Source organism: Polaribacter sp. Hel1_85, from assembly GCF_000766795.1.
Classification (GTDB): domain Bacteria; phylum Bacteroidota; class Bacteroidia; order Flavobacteriales; family Flavobacteriaceae; genus Polaribacter.
Genome location: NZ_JPDS01000002.1, coordinates 89,312 through 105,818, shown reverse-complemented (window position 1 = coordinate 105,818; position 16,507 = coordinate 89,312). Strand labels below are relative to the sequence as shown.

The following is a 16,507-nucleotide window of genomic DNA, read 5'->3' as shown; positions in this document are numbered from 1 at the left end:
ATCTAATTTTACCAAAAGAAAACAAAATGAAAGTATTAAAAATAGCAACAGCAGGAAGTGTAGATGATGGTAAAAGTACCTTAATTGGTCGTATTTTATACGATACAAAATCACTAACTGATGATAAATTAGAAGCAATAGAAGAAAAAAGTAGACAAAGAGGTTTTGACTATTTAGATTTTTCTTTAGCAACTGATGGTTTGGTTGCAGAAAGAGAACAAGGAATTACAATTGATGTAGCACATATTTATTTTTCTACACCATCAAAAAGTTTCATTATTGCAGATACTCCTGGTCATATAGAATATACAAGAAATATGGTTACTGGCGCTTCTACAGCACAAGCTTCTATTGTTTTAATTGATGCAAGAAACGGCGTTGTAGAACAAACTTACAGACACTTTTTTATCAATAATTTATTGAGAATCAAAGATGTTGTAATTGCTGTAAATAAAATGGATTTAGTTGATTTTTCAGAAGAAAAATTCAATGCCATCAAAGGAGAAATTGAATATTTAGCAAGTAAAAGTGAGTATAAAGGTCAGAATTTAACCTTTATTCCTTTATCTGCTTTACAAGGAGATAATGTTGTACATAAATCTGAAAATACACCTTGGTATAAGGGAGAAACATTAATGCATCATTTAGAGAGATTAGAGCCAGAAGATATTAATGATGAATCTCAAACGCGTTTTCCTGTTCAAACTGTTATCAGACCTAAAACAGAAGAGTATCACGATTTTAGAGGATATGCAGGTAAAATTTATGGAGGAGATTTAGCTGTTGGAGATGAAGTTGCTGTTTTACCATCGCAAACAAAATCGAAAATTAAAACCATTAATTTCTTTGATAAAGAATTCGAAACTGCTAAAAGAGGAAGTTCTGTAACAATTACTTTAGAAGATAATGTAAATGTAAGTAGAGGAGATATGTTAGTAAAAACAAATGAAGAGCCAACAATTGCAAAGCAATTAGATGCAACCATTTGCTGGATGGATAAAGAGCCTTTACAAGCTTCTCAAAAATATTATATTAAACATGGTGTAAATGATGCACAAGCAAAAATTACACAATTGTCTAGCATTATAAAAACAGATTTTTCAGGGAAAGAAGAAAATCCATCAGTATTAGAATTAAATCAAATAGGCGAAATTCAATTAAAGTTAAGCAAACCACTAGCTTTTGATTCCTATGAAGATAATAAATCTAATGGATCTTTCATTTTAATCAATCCAAAAACGAACAATACAGTAGGAGTTGGTTTTATAAAATAAACCAATTACTAATTACCAACCACCATTACCAACCAATATTTAATCATGCAGAGTTTTAGAACCGAAATAGAAAATCCTGTTGTAGAAAGAGATATTATTGAATTAGCAGATAAAATTGCAGCATTCAATAATCTACAAATAGATGAAGAAAAATTTAGGAGTTTACGTTTAGCAAGAGGAGTTTACGGTCAGCGTCAAGAAGGCGTGCAAATGATTCGTATAAAACTACCTTATGGTAAAGTAATGAGTAATCAATTACGAAGAATTTCTGAAGTTTCAGACGAATATTCTAGAGGAAGATTACATATAACAACGCGTCAAGATATTCAAATTCATTATGTGGATTTAAATAGAACTCCGGAATTATGGGCAGAATTAGAACGTGATGATGTTACGTTAAGAGAAGCTTGTGGAAATGTTGTTAGAAATGTAACCGCTTCAGAAACTGCAGGTATAGATGTAAACGAACCTTTTGATGTTTCTCCTTATGCAGATGCATTATACAAATTCTTTTTACGTAACCCAATTTGTCAAGAAATGGGACGTAAATTCAAAGTGTCTTTTTCATCTACAGATGAAGATACAGGTTTGTCTTATCTACACGATTTAGGATATATTGCTAAAATTCAAGATGGAGTAAGAGGTTTTAAAGTGATGGTTGCAGGAGGTTTAGGTTCTCAGCCAAGACATGCAGAAACTTTGTATGAGTTTTTACCTTCAGATAAAATTATTCCAGTAATGGAAGGTGTTTTAAGAATTTTTGATCGTTATGGTGAACGTAAAAGTAGAGCCAAAGCTAGAATGAAATTCTTGTTAAAAGATATCGGTTTAGAAGCTTTTAGAGATTTAATTGAACAAGAACAAAATGCAATTGAATTAAAAACAGTTGCAATTGATGCAGATTCTTACGTAGCATCAACACCAGTTTCTGTAGAAGCACCAAAAGTTGAAATTAAAGACCAAACTGCGTTTGAATTATGGAAATCAACAAATTTAATTCCTCAAAAACAAGAAGGTTTTGTTGCTATCGGAATTAAAGTTTTATTAGGAGATTTTTATACAGATAAAGCAAGATTGTTAGCAGATTTAGTTGATGAATTTGCGGCTGGAGAAATCAGATTAACATTACGTCAAAACATAGTTATTCCTTTTGTAAAAGAAGATTTAGTTCCTTATTTCTATCAAGAATTAGAAAAATTAGGTTTTGTAGAAGCAGGTTATAACAAAGCAGTAGATATTACAGCGTGTCCAGGAACCGATACTTGTAATTTAGGAATTGCAAGTAGTACAGGGATTTCTGTAGAATTAGAAAGAATAATTGCAGCAGATTATCCGCAATATTTAAAAAACGAAGATCTTGTTATTAAGATTAGTGGTTGTATGAATGCTTGTGGACAACACAATATGGCAAACATTGGTTTTCAAGGAATGACTGTTAGAACACCAGATAAATTAGTTGCGCCAGCGTTACAAGTTTTATTAGGTGGAGGTAATTTAGGAAATGGAAATGGAGCTTTTGCAGATAAGGTTGTAAAAGTACCAAGTAAAAGAGGGCCTGAAGCTTTACGCAGAATTTTAAATGATTTTGAAGCTAATGCAAACGGAAAACAGTTTGTAGCATATTATAAAGAAAAAGGAGAAAAATATTTTTATGATTTCTTAAATGATTTACAAGACGTTTCTAATTTAACGCAAGAAGATTTTATTGATTGGGGAGAATCAGAAAAGTATGTAAAAGAAATCGGAATTGGAGAATGTGCAGGTGTAGTTATCGATTTAATTGCTACTTTATTTTTAGAAAGTGATGAAAAAATAGACAATGCTAAGGAAGCTTTTGAAAACAAAGTATATTCTGGAGCAATTTATTATGCATATCAATCTATTGTAAATTCAGCAAAAGCTTCATTATTAGCAGAAAATAAGAAAACAAATACGCATGCAAGTATCATTTCTCAATTTGACGAATTATTTGTTGCATCAGAAAAAATAGATTTAGGGACTTCTTTTGCCGATTTAATATATCAAATCAATAAATTTGCTCCAACAGCAGAATTTGCTGAAAAATATATTAATGATGCGAATAGGTTTTTACAAAAAGTAAGAGCTTATAGAGAATCTGAAACTGCAGTAGCACAATAAGCTATTAAAATAATAAAATGAGTATAAAAACACCAAAGTTAACAGTTGTAGGTGCTGGTCCTGGAGATATAGATTTAATCACAGTAAAAGCCATAAAAGTTTTAAGAACTGCAGATGTTGTTTTGTATGATGCTTTGGTAAATGAAGAATTGTTAGATTATATCAATCCAGAAGCTGAACAAATTTTTGTAGGAAAACGAAGAGGTTGCTATAAATATCAACAAGAACAAATTAATGAGTTAATTGTTGAAAGAGCAAAATCTAGCGGACATGTAGTTCGTTTAAAAGGTGGAGATCCTTTTATATTTGGTAGAGGAGCAGAAGAAATGGAATTTGCTGCAAATTTAGGTTTAGAGGTTGCTGTTGTTCCAGGAATTTCATCATCATTAGCAGTTGCTGCATATCAAAACATACCTTTAACAAAACGCGGAAGTGCAGAAAGTTTTTGGGTAATTACAGGTACAACAAAAGATCATAAAATATCTAATGATATTGAGTTGGCTGCAAAATCGAATGCAACTGTAGTTGTTTTGATGGGAATGAGTAAGTTACCTCAGATTGTAAAGTTGTTTCAAGCTGAAGAGAAAAATAATTTACCAGTTGCAATTATTCAAAGAGGAACAACTCCAAGAGAAAAAGTTGGAATTGGAACTGTAGATACTATTGAAAGTATTGTTGCAGAAAAGGAATTAAAAAATCCAGCAATTATTGTTTTAGGAGAAGTTGTAAAGCATCGTCAAGCAATTTTAGATATTCAACAACAATTTGCAAACGATTTAAAAGGATAGTTTTATGGAAAGAAATAATTTATATCCTATTTTTTTAAAAACAAAAAACTTACAAATTTTAATTGTTGGTGGAGGTTTTGTAGCTGAAGAGAAATTAACTTTTTTATTAAAATCGAGTCCAGATGCTAATGTAACAATGGTTTCTCCAATGTTTAGAGAAGGGACAAAAACATTAGCAAAAAATGGAAATGTAAAATTTATCAATAAAAAATATAAAAAAAGTTTCTTAAAAGGAATGCATATTGTAGTAGCAACAACAGATATTCCTAAAGTAAACGAAAAAGTTTACAAACATTGTAGAAAGAGAAGTATTTTGGTAAATGTGGCAGATAATCCTCCATTTTGCGATTTTTATATGGGAGGAATTGTTACCAAAGGAAATGTAAAAGTGGCAATTAGTACTAACGGAAAGTCGCCAACAACAGCAAAAAGATTACGTCAGTTTTTTGAGGAAGTAATTCCAGAAAACATTGATGATTTAGTGAAAAATCTAAACGAATTTAGAAAAACCATCAAAGGAGATTTCGAACAAAAAGTAGAAACATTAAACGAATTCACCAAAGGATTAATAGAGAAAAAATAATGTCATTGCAAACAAAGTGAAGTAATCTCTCTGTAAATAGAGATCTTTTGACTTCATTACATTTCGCTCAAGATGACAAAAGTTTGTCATTTCGAACGAAGCTTTAGCAGAGTTGAGAAATCTCAACAAAATATTAAATAATATAAGGATTATAAACAAGATGATTACAACAGATATACTAATTATTGGAGCAGGACCAACAGGATTATTTACAATTTTTGAAGCAGGTTTATTAAAATTAAAATGTCATTTAATTGATGCATTACCACAACCTGGAGGACAATGTTCAGAGATTTATCCGAAGAAACCTATCTATGATATTCCTGCATATCCAGAGATTTTAGCAGGAGATTTAACGGATAAGTTAATTGAGCAAACCAAACAGTTTGAGCCTGGTTTTACTTTAGGAGAAAGAGCAGAAACAATAGATAAACAAGATGACGGTACTTTTATTGTAACCACAAATAAAGGAACAAAACATCATGCTAAAATTGTTGCTATTGCTGGTGGTTTAGGTTCGTTTGAACCAAGAAAGCCATTGATTCCTAATATTGCAGATTTTGAAGATAAAGGTGTAGAATATATTATTAAAGAACCAGAATTATACAGAGATAAAAAAGTAGTAATTTCTGGTGGAGGAGATTCTGCTTTAGATTGGGCTATTTTCTTGTCTGATGTTGCGTCAGAAGTGACTTTAATTCATAGAAGAAACGAATTTAGAGGCGCTTTAGACTCAGTAGAAAAAGTACAGGAATTAAAAAATTTAGGAAAAATTAGGATGATTACTCCTGCAGAAGTAAAGGGAATTATTGGTACTGATAAAGTTACTGGTGTTGCTGTAGAGAAAAAAGGAGAAGATGCATTTATTGTAGATACAGATCACTTTATTCCTTTATTCGGTTTGTCACCAAAATTAGGTCCAATTGCAAATTGGGGATTAGAAATTGAGAAGAATGCAATTAAGGTAAATAACGCTTTAGATTATCAAACAAACATACCAGGAATTTATGCTATTGGTGATGTAAATACATACCCAGGAAAACTAAAATTGATTTTATGTGGTTTTCACGAAGCAACTTTAATGTGTCAAAGTGCATACAAAAGAATCTTTCCAGACAAGAAGTATGTGATGAAATATACAACAGTAGGAGGGGTAGAAGGTTTTGATGGAACTAAAAAAGAAGCTCCAAAAGCAGTTGTAAAAGCAATTCAATAATTTTTTTAGAAGCTATTTCCAGCTTTCAGCACTCGCTTTTTTGCTCCAAAAAGCAAAAAGAGCTCAAACAAATGCTTCAATCTGGGCTAGACTTGTCTGAAGCAAATAGCTTTCTTGCAATTAATTGCGAATTTAAACCTTAAAGGCTTTCTTGTTTATTTAAGAACAATCTAGGTGTAAATAAGTTAGGTTTATATAAATTTGCAGACAATTAAAATAGTAACATTAACTTTACATTTTTAAAAAAATATGTAAGGTTTAAAATTCACCAAAATCTTTAATTTAGAATTTTGGTAAAAGTTTAAAAATGAGCGTAGATATAAACATAAAAATTACTGATAGAAATGGAGTAACACATGAAGTAGTTGCACCTACAGATATGGCAATGAATCTAATGGAAGTTGTTCGTTCATACGAATTAGCAGAAGAAGGTACAATTGGTGTTTGTGGAGGTATGGCTATGTGTGCTTCTTGTCAATGTTATGTAAAATCAGAACACCAATTACCAGAAATGACAGATGATGAAGATGCTATGTTAGCAGAGGCATTTTATGTGGAAGATAATAGCAGATTGGGGTGTCAAATACAAATGACACCAGAAATGGATGGGTTAGAAGTAGAATTAGCACCAGAAATGTAAGGGCTCTATAAATGAAAGAAATAGAAGAAAAAATTATGTTTAAAAATTACAGCATGTGCTTAAGAGATGCTGTAGGAACTTTTACCAAACAATTAATTAATAATTTGTTTGATGTAAATCATTTATCTGAAAGCGGTCCTGAAACAAGAATAAATTTTTTAAAAATTTTAGAAAGATTGTCTGTTGAAAACGGAGAAGATTTATGGAATGATTTTGAAGATTCTTTTGTTACCATAAGGCAAAAATTAGATTTAGATGCTGCTGCTGCAGAAAAAAATGACCCTGCTGCTAAAAGTTTAGAAGAAGTGTATTTAGCGTATCCAGGTTTTTACGCAATTGCTGTTCATAGATTAAGTCATCAATTATTAAAATTAGAGGTTCCAGTTTTGCCTAGAGTAATGAGTGAATTTGCACATAGTACAACAGGTACAGATATTCATCCAGGAGCAGAAATTGGAGATTCATTTTTTATAGATCATGCAACAGGAATTGTCATTGGAGAAACTACTGTTATTAAAGATAATGTTCAGATTTTTCAAGGAGTTACCTTAGGAGGAATTCAAGTAAAGAAAAGTTTAGCATCAACAAAAAGACACCCAACTATAGAAAGTGGCGTTGTAATTTATGCAAATGCAACCATTTTAGGAGGTAATGTCATTATTGGAAAAAACTCTGTTGTTGGAGCAAATGTTTGCATTACAGATTCTGTTCCAGAAAATTCGATTGTAACTGTAAAATCAGAAAATAATATTTTTCAAAAAAGAAATTAATATGAAAACCAAAAGTATCATTGATTTTGTTGGAAACACACCACTTGTTGAAGCACAAAATATCTTCAAAAAAGAGGGAGTTACTTTATTATTAAAATTAGAAGGTAATAATCCAGGAGGTAGTGTTAAAGATAGAGCTGCTTATTATATGATTTCTGAAGCTATAAAAAGAAAAAATATTAGAAAAGGAGATACTTTAGTTGAAGCAACTAGTGGAAACACAGGTATTGCTTTGGCTTTAATGGCAAAAGTTTTGGGTGTAAATATGGTAATTACAATGCCAGAAAACTCAACAATAGAAAGAGTAAAAACAATGCGTGCTTATGGTGCAGAAGTAATTTTAACTCCTGCAGAAAAAGGTATGGAAGGAGCCATTGATTATGCATTAAAATTAAAATATAAAAAAGGATATTTTCGTTTAAATCAGTTTGATAATTTCGATAATCCAAAAGCACATTATAATACAACTGGTCCAGAAATCTGGAGAGATACAGAAGGACAAGTAACTCATTTTGTTTCTGCAATGGGAACTACAGGTACAATTACAGGTGTTTCAGATTATTTAAAAGAACAAAACGAAGACATTACAATTATTGGAGCACAACCTAAAGACGGAGCAAGAATTCCTGGGATTAGAAAATGGTCTAAAGAATATATGCCAGCTATTTTTAAAGCTAAAAAAGTAGATAAAGTTTTAGAAGTTAGTGAAGAAGAAGCTAGAGAAATGACAATAAGACTTGCAAAAGAAGAAGGTATTTTTGCAGGAATGAGTAGCGGAGGTTCTGTAGCAACTGCTTTAAAAGTAGCAAACTCAATAGATAAAGGTGTTGTTGTTGCTATTATTTGCGACAGAGGAGATCGTTATTTATCATCAGATATCTACGAATAAATTATAAAAACAAATAAAAAGTTCGTTAATTTGCAGCGAACTAGTTCATTATTTAATATTGTTATCAAGAAAGGTTGAGGGATTAGACCCAAGGAAACCTTGGCAACCCTTTTATGCTGAAATCTATTCAGTATCTTAAAGAAGGTGCTAATTTCTACTGAATAAACAGAGAGATAACGGATAGAATACCAATCCTTCTTTTCCTGATAACATAAAAAATTATTTTCAGGAATGTCAAATATTTACAAAGCTTTACAAGAACGAATTTTGGTTTTAGATGGTGCAATGGGTACTATGCTACAAGCCTATAAATTCACAGAAGAAGATTTTAGAGGAGATCGCTTTAAAGACTACCCAACACCTTTACAGGGTAACAACGATTTATTGTCAATAACGCAACCAGAAGCAATTAAAACCATTCATGGTAAATACTTTGAAGCGGGTGCAGATATTATAGAAACCAATACTTTTTCTGGTACTACCATTGCAATGGCAGATTATCAAATGGAAGATTTGGTGTATGAATTAAACTACCAATCTGCAAAAATTGCGAAGGAAGTTGCCAATGAATTTACGGCAAAAGAACCACACAAACCACGTTTTGTTGCAGGTTCTATTGGCCCAACAAATAGAACAGCAAGTATGTCTCCAGATGTAAATGATCCTGGTTATAGAGCTGTTACTTTTGATGAATTAAGAATTGCATATAAACAACAAGTAGAAGCTTTAGTTGATGGTGGAGTAGATTTATTATTGGTAGAAACTGTTTTTGATACCTTAAATGCAAAAGCAGCTTTGTTTGCTATTGAAGAAGTAAAAGACGAAAGAAGTATCGAGATTCCTACCATGTTAAGTGGAACAATTACAGATGCTTCAGGAAGAACTTTATCTGGGCAAACAGCAGAAGCTTTTTTAATTTCTGTTTCTCATATTCCTTTATTAACAGTTGGGTTTAATTGTGCTTTAGGAGCCAATTTATTACAACCACATTTAGAAGCAATTGCAAACAAAACTGATTTTGGAATTTCTGCGCATCCAAATGCAGGATTACCAAATGCTTTTGGAGAATATGATGAAACTCCAGAAGAAATGGGCGAGCAAATTGAAGAATATTTAAAGAAAGATTTAATTAATATTATTGGTGGATGTTGTGGTACAAGTCCAGATCATATTAGAGTAATTGCAAATATTGCTGCTAAATATAAACCAAGACAACATTCTGAACATATTTTAGAAAAACATTAAGTTTAGAGATGATATTAGAAGTAGCCATATTAAATGTAAAGAAAGTTCTTTCTGAAGATTTTGAAAATAATTTCAAAAAAGCAGAAAATATAATTTCTTCTATGAATGGGTATATTTCTCATCAATTAAAGAAGTGTTTAGAACAAGAAGATAAATATATTTTATTAGTCAATTGGGAAACAATTGATGACCACGAAATCGGATTTAGAAAATCTGATGAATATCAAGAATGGAAAAGCTTATTACATCATTTTTATGAACCTTTTCCAACAGTAGAACATTATAAATAATGAAAATAAAACAAACTAAATATATGAGATTGTCTGGTTTAGAACCATTAATTCTAAACGAAAATAGCAATTTTATAAATATTGGAGAACGTACAAATGTTGCAGGTTCTCGTAAGTTTTTACGATTAATTAAAGAAGAAAAATTTGATGAAGCGTTAGATATTGCGCGTCATCAAGTAGATGGTGGAGCACAAATTGTCGATATTAATATGGACGATGGTTTAATTGATGGAAAAGAATCTATGGTTCGTTTCTTAAATTTAATTGCTGCAGAACCAGATATTTGTAGAGTTCCAATGATGATTGATAGTTCTAAATGGGAAATCATTGAAGCTGGCCTACAAGTTGTTCAAGGAAAGTGTGTTGTAAACTCGATTTCTTTAAAAGAAGGTGAAGAAAAATTTATTTGGGAAGCAAAACAAATAAAACGTTATGGTGCTGCTGTAATTGTAATGGCTTTTGATGAAGTTGGGCAAGCAGATAATTACGAACGTAGAATTGAGATTGCACAACGTTCTTATGATGTTTTAGTGAACAAAGTTGGCTTTCCATCAGAAGATATTATATTCGATTTAAATATATTTCCTGTTGCCACAGGAATGGATGAACACAGAAAAAATGCCATCGATTTTATTGAAGCAACAAGATGGGTTAGAGAAAACCTAGAAAATGTTTCTGTAAGTGGAGGTGTAAGTAATGTATCATTTTCTTTTAGAGGAAATAACGGAGTGAGAGAAGCAATGCATTCTGTGTTTTTATACTATGCAATTCAAGCAGGTATGAATATGGGAATTGTAAACCCTGCTTTATTAGAGGTTTATGATGATATTCCTAAAGACTTATTAGAACATGTAGAAGACGTTATTCTTGATAGAAGAGAAGATGCAACTGAACGTTTATTAGATTTTGCAGAAACGGTAAAAGGTTCTAAAAAAGAAAAAACAGTAGATTTATCTTGGAGAGAAAACCCTTTACAGGATAGAATTACACACGCTTTAGTAAAAGGAATTGATGCCTTTATTATAGAAGATATAGAACAAGCAAGACAAGCAGCAGCGGCACCAATTGAAGTTATTGAAGGGAATTTAATGACGGGTATGAATGTAGTTGGAGATTTATTTGGAGCGGGAAAAATGTTTTTGCCACAAGTAGTTAAATCTGCTCGTGTAATGAAAAAAGCTGTAGGATATTTAAATCCGTTTATAGAAGCTGAAAAAGGTGATAAGCAAGAACCAGTTGGTAAAATATTAATGGCCACAGTAAAAGGAGATGTACATGATATTGGTAAAAATATTGTAAGTGTTGTTTTGGCTTGTAATAATTACGAAATTGTTGATTTAGGTGTAATGGTTCCGCCGGAAAAAATTATTCAAACTGCTATTGAAGAACGTGTAGATGCTATTGGTTTAAGTGGATTAATAACGCCTTCGTTAGATGAAATGGTGTATTTAGCAAAAGAAATGCAACGTCAAAATTTTGAATTACCATTATTAATTGGTGGGGCAACAACTTCTAAAGCACATACAGCAGTTAAAATTGATACGCAATATAAAAATGCAGTTGTTCATGTAAATGATGCTTCTAGAGCAGTTACTGTTGTTGGTGATTTATTAAATAGGAAAACATCAAATCAATATGTTGCAGATTTAAAGAAGAATTATGATGAATTTAGAACCAAGTTTTTAAAACGAGGTAAAGAAAAATCATATATTTCTATAGATGAAGCGCGTAATAGAAAATATAAAATAGATTGGGAAACTTCTGAAATTGTAAAACCTAGAGAATTAGGAATTCAGACGTTAGAACAATTGAGTTTAAAAGAATTATTGCCTTTTATAGATTGGAGTCCGTTTTTTAGAAGTTGGGATTTGCACGGTAAATTTCCGGCAATATTAACAGATGAGGTTGTTGGTGAGCAAGCTTCTATAATGTATGAAGAGGCATTAGCAATGATTGATGAAATTATTGCAAAACAATTATTAAAACCAAAAGCAATTTTTGGTTTATTTGAAGCAAATTCTATTAATGAAGATGATATTTCTGTTCAGAAAAAAGGAAAAGAAGTCGCAATTTTTAGAACTTTACGTCAGCAATTAAAGAAAAGAGAAGGAATACCAAATCATGCTTTAGCAGACTTTATAGCACCAAAAGAAACTGGTAAAACAGATTATATGGGCGCTTTTTGTGTCGGAATTTTTGGAGCACAAGAATTAGCTGATAGTTACAGAGCTAAAGAAGATGATTATAACGGAATTATGGCACAAGCCATTGCAGATAGATTTGCAGAAGCTTTTGCAGAATATTTGCACAAACAAATTAGAACAAAACATTGGGGTTATGCTTCTGATGAAACTTTGTCTAATGATGATTTAATTAAAGAAAGTTATAAAGGTATTAGACCTGCACCAGGATATCCTGCTTGTCCAGATCATTTAGAAAAAGAAACTATTTGGGATTTACTAGATGTAGAAGCTCAAATAGGAGTTAAGCTAACAGAAAGTTTGGCAATGTGGCCAGCAGCTGCAGTTTCTGGATATTATTTTGGAAATAAAGAAGCTAAGTATTTTGGTTTAGGTAAAATTACAGATGATCAAATTACAGATTATTCTGAACGTAAAGGAATTAAAAAAGAGAAAGCAAGAAAATGGTTACACCCTAATATTGCAGATCAATAAAATATGGAGTTTATAGAATTAACATTAGGGAGTTACATTATTTCTCATGGTTATGATAAAAATAACAAAGAGATTATTGTACAAATTCCTGCAGAGAATTTTGGAAAGAAATTAATTGCGGTTTCGAGAATTAAATCTTTAAGCGAAAAATATATTCTGACAGATTATGTAGATGGAAGATGGATTTATTGGGAATATAAAGAAGATTTTGAAGAAGTAAAAAAGTTATTAAAGAGCCCATCTTAATCTTCCCAAAGGGAAGAAACACTCCTATGCTTATTAGCATACACAGAGTTTTGAAAGATGATAAAAGTTTCCAGACAAGTTGCGTAAGCGATTGAAACGGCATCCTTTTTTGAGGAACGATAAAAAGATATAGTGGAAAGCGCGACCTTTAGGGAACGCCAAAAAAATATAATATTAACACAAAATAACCCGCAACAGTTTTCCTCCTTTGGAGGGATTAAGGGAGGCTAATGAAAGTAACAGATCATATTAAAAATGCAAACGGAAAAACTTTATTTTCTTTTGAAGTAATTCCGCCTAAAAAAGGAAAAAACATTCAAGATTTATATAACAATATAGATCCGTTAATGGAGTTTAATCCGCCTTTTATAGACGTTACAACTTCTAGAGAAGAGTACGTTTATTTAGACAAAGGAAATGGGCTCTTAGATAAGAGAATTACCAGAATGCGTCCAGGAACTGTAGGTATTTGTGCGTCTATTATGCATAAATATAAAGTAGATGCCATTCCACATTTATTATGTGGAGGTTTTACCAAAGAAGAAACAGAATATGTTTTGGTAGATTGCCATTATTTAGGATTAGATAATGTGATGGCTTTACGTGGAGATTCTATGAAAGATGAGCCGTATTTTAAACCTGTAAAAGGAGGAAATGCATTTGCAACAGAGTTGGTAGATCAAATTGCGAGTTTAAATCGTGGTAAATATTTACATGATGATGTACAAGTAGAACATCATTCAGATTTTTGTATTGGTGTTGCTGGTTATCCAGAAAAACATATGGAAGCTCCTTCTTTAGTGTCGGATTTAAGACGTTTAAAAGAAAAAGTAGATGCTGGTGCAGATTATGTGGTAACGCAAATGTTTTTTGATAATAATAAATATTTCGAGTTTGTAAAAGCAGCAAGAGAAATAGGAATTAACGTACCAATTATTCCGGGAATTAAGCCTTTAGCAGTACAAAGACATTTACAAATTTTACCTCAAGTTTTTAAAATTGATTTACCTCAAGACTTAATTGATGCTGTAGATGGTTGTAAAGATAATAAGGCTGTAAGACAAGTTGGAGTTGAGTTTGCAATACAGCAATCTAAAGAATTATTAGCGGCAGGAGTTCCTGTTTTACACTATTATTCTATGGGTAAAAGTGATAATGTACAAGCAATTGCATCCGAATTATTTTAAATATAAAAACTAATTTAAACTGTATTTCCTGTAAAAAAGGAATCTTAAATAAAGAATTCATTAAAAAATAACTCATTTTAGTCGTTTTTTTAATGAATTCTTTATTTGTAAGCATAAGTAGTATTGATAGACAAATAAGAAAAAGTAATTTTTTTGAAAACTAGAAAATAAATAAAATGATTACTTTTGTAATTCAAAACTGAAATAACAATTTAAAAATATAAAAAAAATGGCATTAGAAATAACAGACGCAAACTTTGACGAATTAGTATTAAAATCAGACAAACCAGTATTAGTAGATTTTTGGGCTGCTTGGTGTGGACCTTGTAGAATGGTTGGGCCAATTGTTGATGAAATTCATGCTGAGTATGAAGGTAAAGCTATTGTTGGTAAAGTAGATGTTGATGCTAACCAAGAATTTGCAGCTAAATATGGTGTACGTAATATACCAACTGTTTTAATCTTTAAAAACGGAGAAGTTGTAGATAAGCAAGTAGGAGTTGCTCCTAAAAATGTGTATACAGGTAAAATTGATGCTGCTATATAAGTAGTATTAACATTATAAATAAGATAAAGGTTTGGCTAACGTCAAACCTTTTTTTATTTTTAGAATCTAATTTTTTTGTATGAAAATTTATTTCTCATTACTTGCTTTAATATATTGTAATAGATAAGGGAAGAAATTCAAACCATAAAAAGATATAAATGCAATTTTAGAAGAGAATCCAAATTACAATCCTATTTTGTTAAAGAAATTATTACAGACTACAGACAATCTTACAAGAGCTCAAAACATTAAAAAATAACATGAATTTATCCGAAGTTAAATCAGCAGAAATAAAAAACTTAGATTTACTTGCAAAACAAGTAGTAGAGGGCTTTATAACAGGTATTCATAAAAGTCCGTTTCATGGGTTTTCTGTGGAATTTTCTGAACATAAATTATATAACAACGGAGAAAGTACACGTCATATAGATTGGAAATTATTTGCGAAGACAGAGAAATTGTATACCAAAAAGTATGAGGAGGAAACTAACTTACGTTGTCATATTATAATTGACAATTCTGCTTCAATGCATTATCCTATTGTAAAAAAACAAACAATTAATACTTTAAATAAAATTGGTTTTTCTGCTGTTGCAGCAGCATCTTTAATGGAAATTTTAAAGCGACAACGAGATGCAGTTGGTTTAAGTATTTATTCTGATACATATGAATACTATGCTCCAGAAAAAGGAAGTGATCGTCATAGAAATATGTTGTTACATCAATTAGAACAATTGTTGGTTTCTGATTCAAAAGCAAAAACAGAAACCTACCACTATTTACATGAAATAGCAGAGAAAATACATAGGCGTTCATTAATCTTTCTATTCACAGATATGTTTCAGACTTCAAAAGAGGATGAAGCCTTATTTGAAGCCTTAAGACATTTAAAATACAACAAACATGAGGTTATTTTGTTTCATACATATGATGGAAAAACAGAATTTAACTTTAATTTTGACAATTCACCGAAAAAATTTGTTGATGTTGAAACAGGGGAAGAAATAAATGTTTATGCTGAAAATGTACAGGAAAAATATAAAGAATTAGTCGAAAATTATTTTAAAGAATTGAAGAATAAATGTTTACAATATAAAATTGATTATATTCCTGTAGACATCCATAAAGGTTATAATGAAATTTTGACTTCTTATTTAATTAGTAGAAAAAAAAATATGTAATTTTTTCATTTTATGTTTGCAGGTATTAAAATCTATGTTATATTTGCAACCGCTAAGAGCAACGGTCTGGTAGTTCAGCTGGTTAGAATACCTGCCTGTCACGCAGGGGGTCGCGGGTTCGAGTCCCGTCCAGACCGCGAAAAGCACTTCATTTTATGAGGTGCTTTTTTTATGTTTAAAATATTGTTTTCCACTCACGCCCCCCAGTTAGCAACCGACACTTTATCTAATATGCTATCGGATAAGCTTTAGCCTAATTTTCAAATTGGTGGTAACATTTATTTATATAGAAAGTTGTTTGTTTGTGTACGTAGATTTTTTATTTCATAAGTTGAATTATCATTCCAAATATTCCGATTATTAAACATAAAGGCGAAAAGAATTTGGTGTCTAACTTTCCGAAATCAGTATTCTTTACGCTTTTGAAAAATCCGATATATTTAAATTCGCCAATTGCTCGTAAAAGAAATAATATTGGAATTATCCAACTAACATATTTCATAAACCATTCAGGTAAATTGTATTCAATAATTCCAGATTTCAAAATGTAAAAGATTCCGAACGCAGTCAATCCTATTCCAACTATTATACTATCAATTTTTTTTGGATTCAATACTCTTTCTCCTCTTTCTTTTGTCGGTAACGATGCTGCAAAGCCAAATTTCCTTCCGATGACCCAGTTGAAATGAATTAGTCCGAGTCCAATTAATATTATGCTTAATAGGATTGATAAAATCATGATTTTCAGTTTATTTCTTTCAAATTGTTGCTAACGTCTCAGCAATGGTTAGTGCGGGAATTAAAATTGCTGAATTTCCGATTAAGAACTTAGCTATT

16 protein-coding genes, 1 tRNA gene and 1 riboswitch are annotated in these 16,507 nt (G+C 31.1%); of the genes, 16 read left to right on the top strand and 1 reads right to left on the bottom strand.

Features of this window, described 5'->3' with window-relative positions:
• Positions 1-26 precede the first annotated feature (26 nt).
• From PHEL85_RS07710 to PHEL85_RS07635, 16 genes are all read left to right on the top strand, one after another.
• Positions 27-1,274 (top strand): sulfate adenylyltransferase subunit 1, encoded by a 1,248-nt coding sequence (locus PHEL85_RS07710; RefSeq protein ID WP_036823531.1) that lies wholly within the window; start codon positions 27-29, stop codon positions 1,272-1,274.
• Between the two features lie 45 nt (positions 1,275-1,319).
• Positions 1,320-3,413: a HEPN domain-containing protein gene (locus PHEL85_RS07705; RefSeq protein WP_036823529.1), complete on the top strand. Its 2,094-nt coding sequence runs from the start codon at positions 1,320-1,322 to the stop codon at positions 3,411-3,413.
• 17 nt (positions 3,414-3,430) lie between these two features.
• A complete protein-coding gene (cobA, locus tag PHEL85_RS07700) occupies positions 3,431-4,201 on the top strand; it encodes a uroporphyrinogen-III C-methyltransferase (protein WP_036823527.1) in 771 nt (256 codons plus the stop codon).
• Between the two features lie 4 nt (positions 4,202-4,205).
• Positions 4,206-4,784, top strand: a complete 579-nt coding sequence (locus PHEL85_RS07695; RefSeq protein ID WP_036823525.1) for a bifunctional precorrin-2 dehydrogenase/sirohydrochlorin ferrochelatase — start codon at positions 4,206-4,208, stop codon at positions 4,782-4,784.
• A 160-nt stretch (positions 4,785-4,944) separates the two neighbouring features.
• Positions 4,945-6,000 (top strand): NAD(P)/FAD-dependent oxidoreductase, encoded by a 1,056-nt coding sequence (locus tag PHEL85_RS07690; RefSeq protein WP_036823523.1) that lies wholly within the window; start codon positions 4,945-4,947, stop codon positions 5,998-6,000.
• A gap of 307 nt (positions 6,001-6,307) precedes the next feature.
• Positions 6,308-6,640, top strand: a complete 333-nt coding sequence (locus PHEL85_RS07685; RefSeq protein WP_036823522.1) for a 2Fe-2S iron-sulfur cluster-binding protein — start codon at positions 6,308-6,310, stop codon at positions 6,638-6,640.
• 11 nt (positions 6,641-6,651) lie between these two features.
• Positions 6,652-7,410: a serine O-acetyltransferase EpsC gene (epsC, locus tag PHEL85_RS07680; protein ID WP_036823519.1), complete on the top strand. Its 759-nt coding sequence runs from the start codon at positions 6,652-6,654 to the stop codon at positions 7,408-7,410.
• Position 7,411: 1 nt separating this feature from the next.
• Positions 7,412-8,299: a cysteine synthase CysM gene (gene cysM / locus PHEL85_RS07675; RefSeq protein WP_036823516.1), complete on the top strand. Its 888-nt coding sequence runs from the start codon at positions 7,412-7,414 to the stop codon at positions 8,297-8,299.
• A 58-nt stretch (positions 8,300-8,357) separates the two neighbouring features.
• Positions 8,358-8,479, top strand: a riboswitch (SAM riboswitch).
• A 51-nt stretch (positions 8,480-8,530) separates the two neighbouring features.
• On the top strand, positions 8,531-9,544 hold the full coding sequence (locus tag PHEL85_RS07670; RefSeq protein ID WP_036823513.1) for a homocysteine S-methyltransferase family protein: 1,014 nt from the start codon (positions 8,531-8,533) through the stop codon (positions 9,542-9,544).
• An 8-nt stretch (positions 9,545-9,552) separates the two neighbouring features.
• Positions 9,553-9,834 (top strand): antibiotic biosynthesis monooxygenase family protein, encoded by a 282-nt coding sequence (locus PHEL85_RS07665; RefSeq protein ID WP_036823510.1) that lies wholly within the window; start codon positions 9,553-9,555, stop codon positions 9,832-9,834.
• The gene (gene metH, locus PHEL85_RS07660) at positions 9,834-12,509 is read left to right on the top strand and encodes a methionine synthase (protein WP_052108495.1); all 2,676 of its coding nucleotides are present in this window, start codon (positions 9,834-9,836) and stop codon (positions 12,507-12,509) included. Before PHEL85_RS07665 ends, metH begins: the two co-directional genes overlap by 1 nt.
• Before the next feature lie 3 nt (positions 12,510-12,512).
• Positions 12,513-12,755 carry a hypothetical protein gene (locus tag PHEL85_RS07655; RefSeq protein ID WP_036823505.1) on the top strand — a complete coding sequence of 81 codons (243 nt, stop codon included), beginning with the start codon at positions 12,513-12,515 and terminating at the stop codon, positions 12,753-12,755.
• A 230-nt stretch (positions 12,756-12,985) separates the two neighbouring features.
• On the top strand, positions 12,986-13,942 hold the full coding sequence (gene metF, locus PHEL85_RS07650) for a methylenetetrahydrofolate reductase [NAD(P)H] (RefSeq protein ID WP_036823502.1): 957 nt from the start codon (positions 12,986-12,988) through the stop codon (positions 13,940-13,942).
• 229 nt (positions 13,943-14,171) lie between these two features.
• A complete protein-coding gene (gene trxA / locus PHEL85_RS07645; RefSeq protein WP_036823499.1) occupies positions 14,172-14,489 on the top strand; it encodes a thioredoxin in 318 nt (105 codons plus the stop codon).
• A gap of 260 nt (positions 14,490-14,749) precedes the next feature.
• Complete coding sequence (locus PHEL85_RS07640; RefSeq protein WP_036823496.1) at positions 14,750-15,670, top strand: DUF58 domain-containing protein; 921 nt, start codon at positions 14,750-14,752, stop codon at positions 15,668-15,670.
• Positions 15,671-15,733: 63 nt separating this feature from the next.
• Positions 15,734-15,807, top strand: a tRNA-Asp gene (locus PHEL85_RS07635).
• A 182-nt stretch (positions 15,808-15,989) separates the two neighbouring features.
• On the opposite strand, the gene PHEL85_RS07630 is transcribed toward PHEL85_RS07635, so the two are convergent.
• Positions 15,990-16,409, bottom strand: a complete 420-nt coding sequence (locus tag PHEL85_RS07630) for a DUF3995 domain-containing protein (RefSeq protein WP_036823493.1) — start codon at positions 16,407-16,409, stop codon at positions 15,990-15,992.
• Positions 16,410-16,507: the final 98 nt, after the last annotated feature.

Coding starts and splice junctions, on each gene's coding strand:
- PHEL85_RS07710 (WP_036823531.1), top strand. CDS start 27: ATGAAAGTATTAAAAATAGCAACAGCAGGAAGTGTAGATGATGGTAAA.
- PHEL85_RS07705 (WP_036823529.1), top strand. CDS start 1,320: ATGCAGAGTTTTAGAACCGAAATAGAAAATCCTGTTGTAGAAAGAGAT.
- cobA (WP_036823527.1), top strand. CDS start 3,431: ATGAGTATAAAAACACCAAAGTTAACAGTTGTAGGTGCTGGTCCTGGA.
- PHEL85_RS07695 (WP_036823525.1), top strand. CDS start 4,206: ATGGAAAGAAATAATTTATATCCTATTTTTTTAAAAACAAAAAACTTA.
- PHEL85_RS07690 (WP_036823523.1), top strand. CDS start 4,945: ATGATTACAACAGATATACTAATTATTGGAGCAGGACCAACAGGATTA.
- PHEL85_RS07685 (WP_036823522.1), top strand. CDS start 6,308: ATGAGCGTAGATATAAACATAAAAATTACTGATAGAAATGGAGTAACA.
- epsC (WP_036823519.1), top strand. CDS start 6,652: ATGAAAGAAATAGAAGAAAAAATTATGTTTAAAAATTACAGCATGTGC.
- cysM (WP_036823516.1), top strand. CDS start 7,412: ATGAAAACCAAAAGTATCATTGATTTTGTTGGAAACACACCACTTGTT.
- PHEL85_RS07670 (WP_036823513.1), top strand. CDS start 8,531: ATGTCAAATATTTACAAAGCTTTACAAGAACGAATTTTGGTTTTAGAT.
- PHEL85_RS07665 (WP_036823510.1), top strand. CDS start 9,553: ATGATATTAGAAGTAGCCATATTAAATGTAAAGAAAGTTCTTTCTGAA.
- metH (WP_052108495.1), top strand. CDS start 9,834: ATGAAAATAAAACAAACTAAATATATGAGATTGTCTGGTTTAGAACCA.
- PHEL85_RS07655 (WP_036823505.1), top strand. CDS start 12,513: ATGGAGTTTATAGAATTAACATTAGGGAGTTACATTATTTCTCATGGT.
- metF (WP_036823502.1), top strand. CDS start 12,986: ATGAAAGTAACAGATCATATTAAAAATGCAAACGGAAAAACTTTATTT.
- trxA (WP_036823499.1), top strand. CDS start 14,172: ATGGCATTAGAAATAACAGACGCAAACTTTGACGAATTAGTATTAAAA.
- PHEL85_RS07640 (WP_036823496.1), top strand. CDS start 14,750: ATGAATTTATCCGAAGTTAAATCAGCAGAAATAAAAAACTTAGATTTA.
- PHEL85_RS07630 (WP_036823493.1), bottom strand. CDS start 16,409: ATGATTTTATCAATCCTATTAAGCATAATATTAATTGGACTCGGACTA.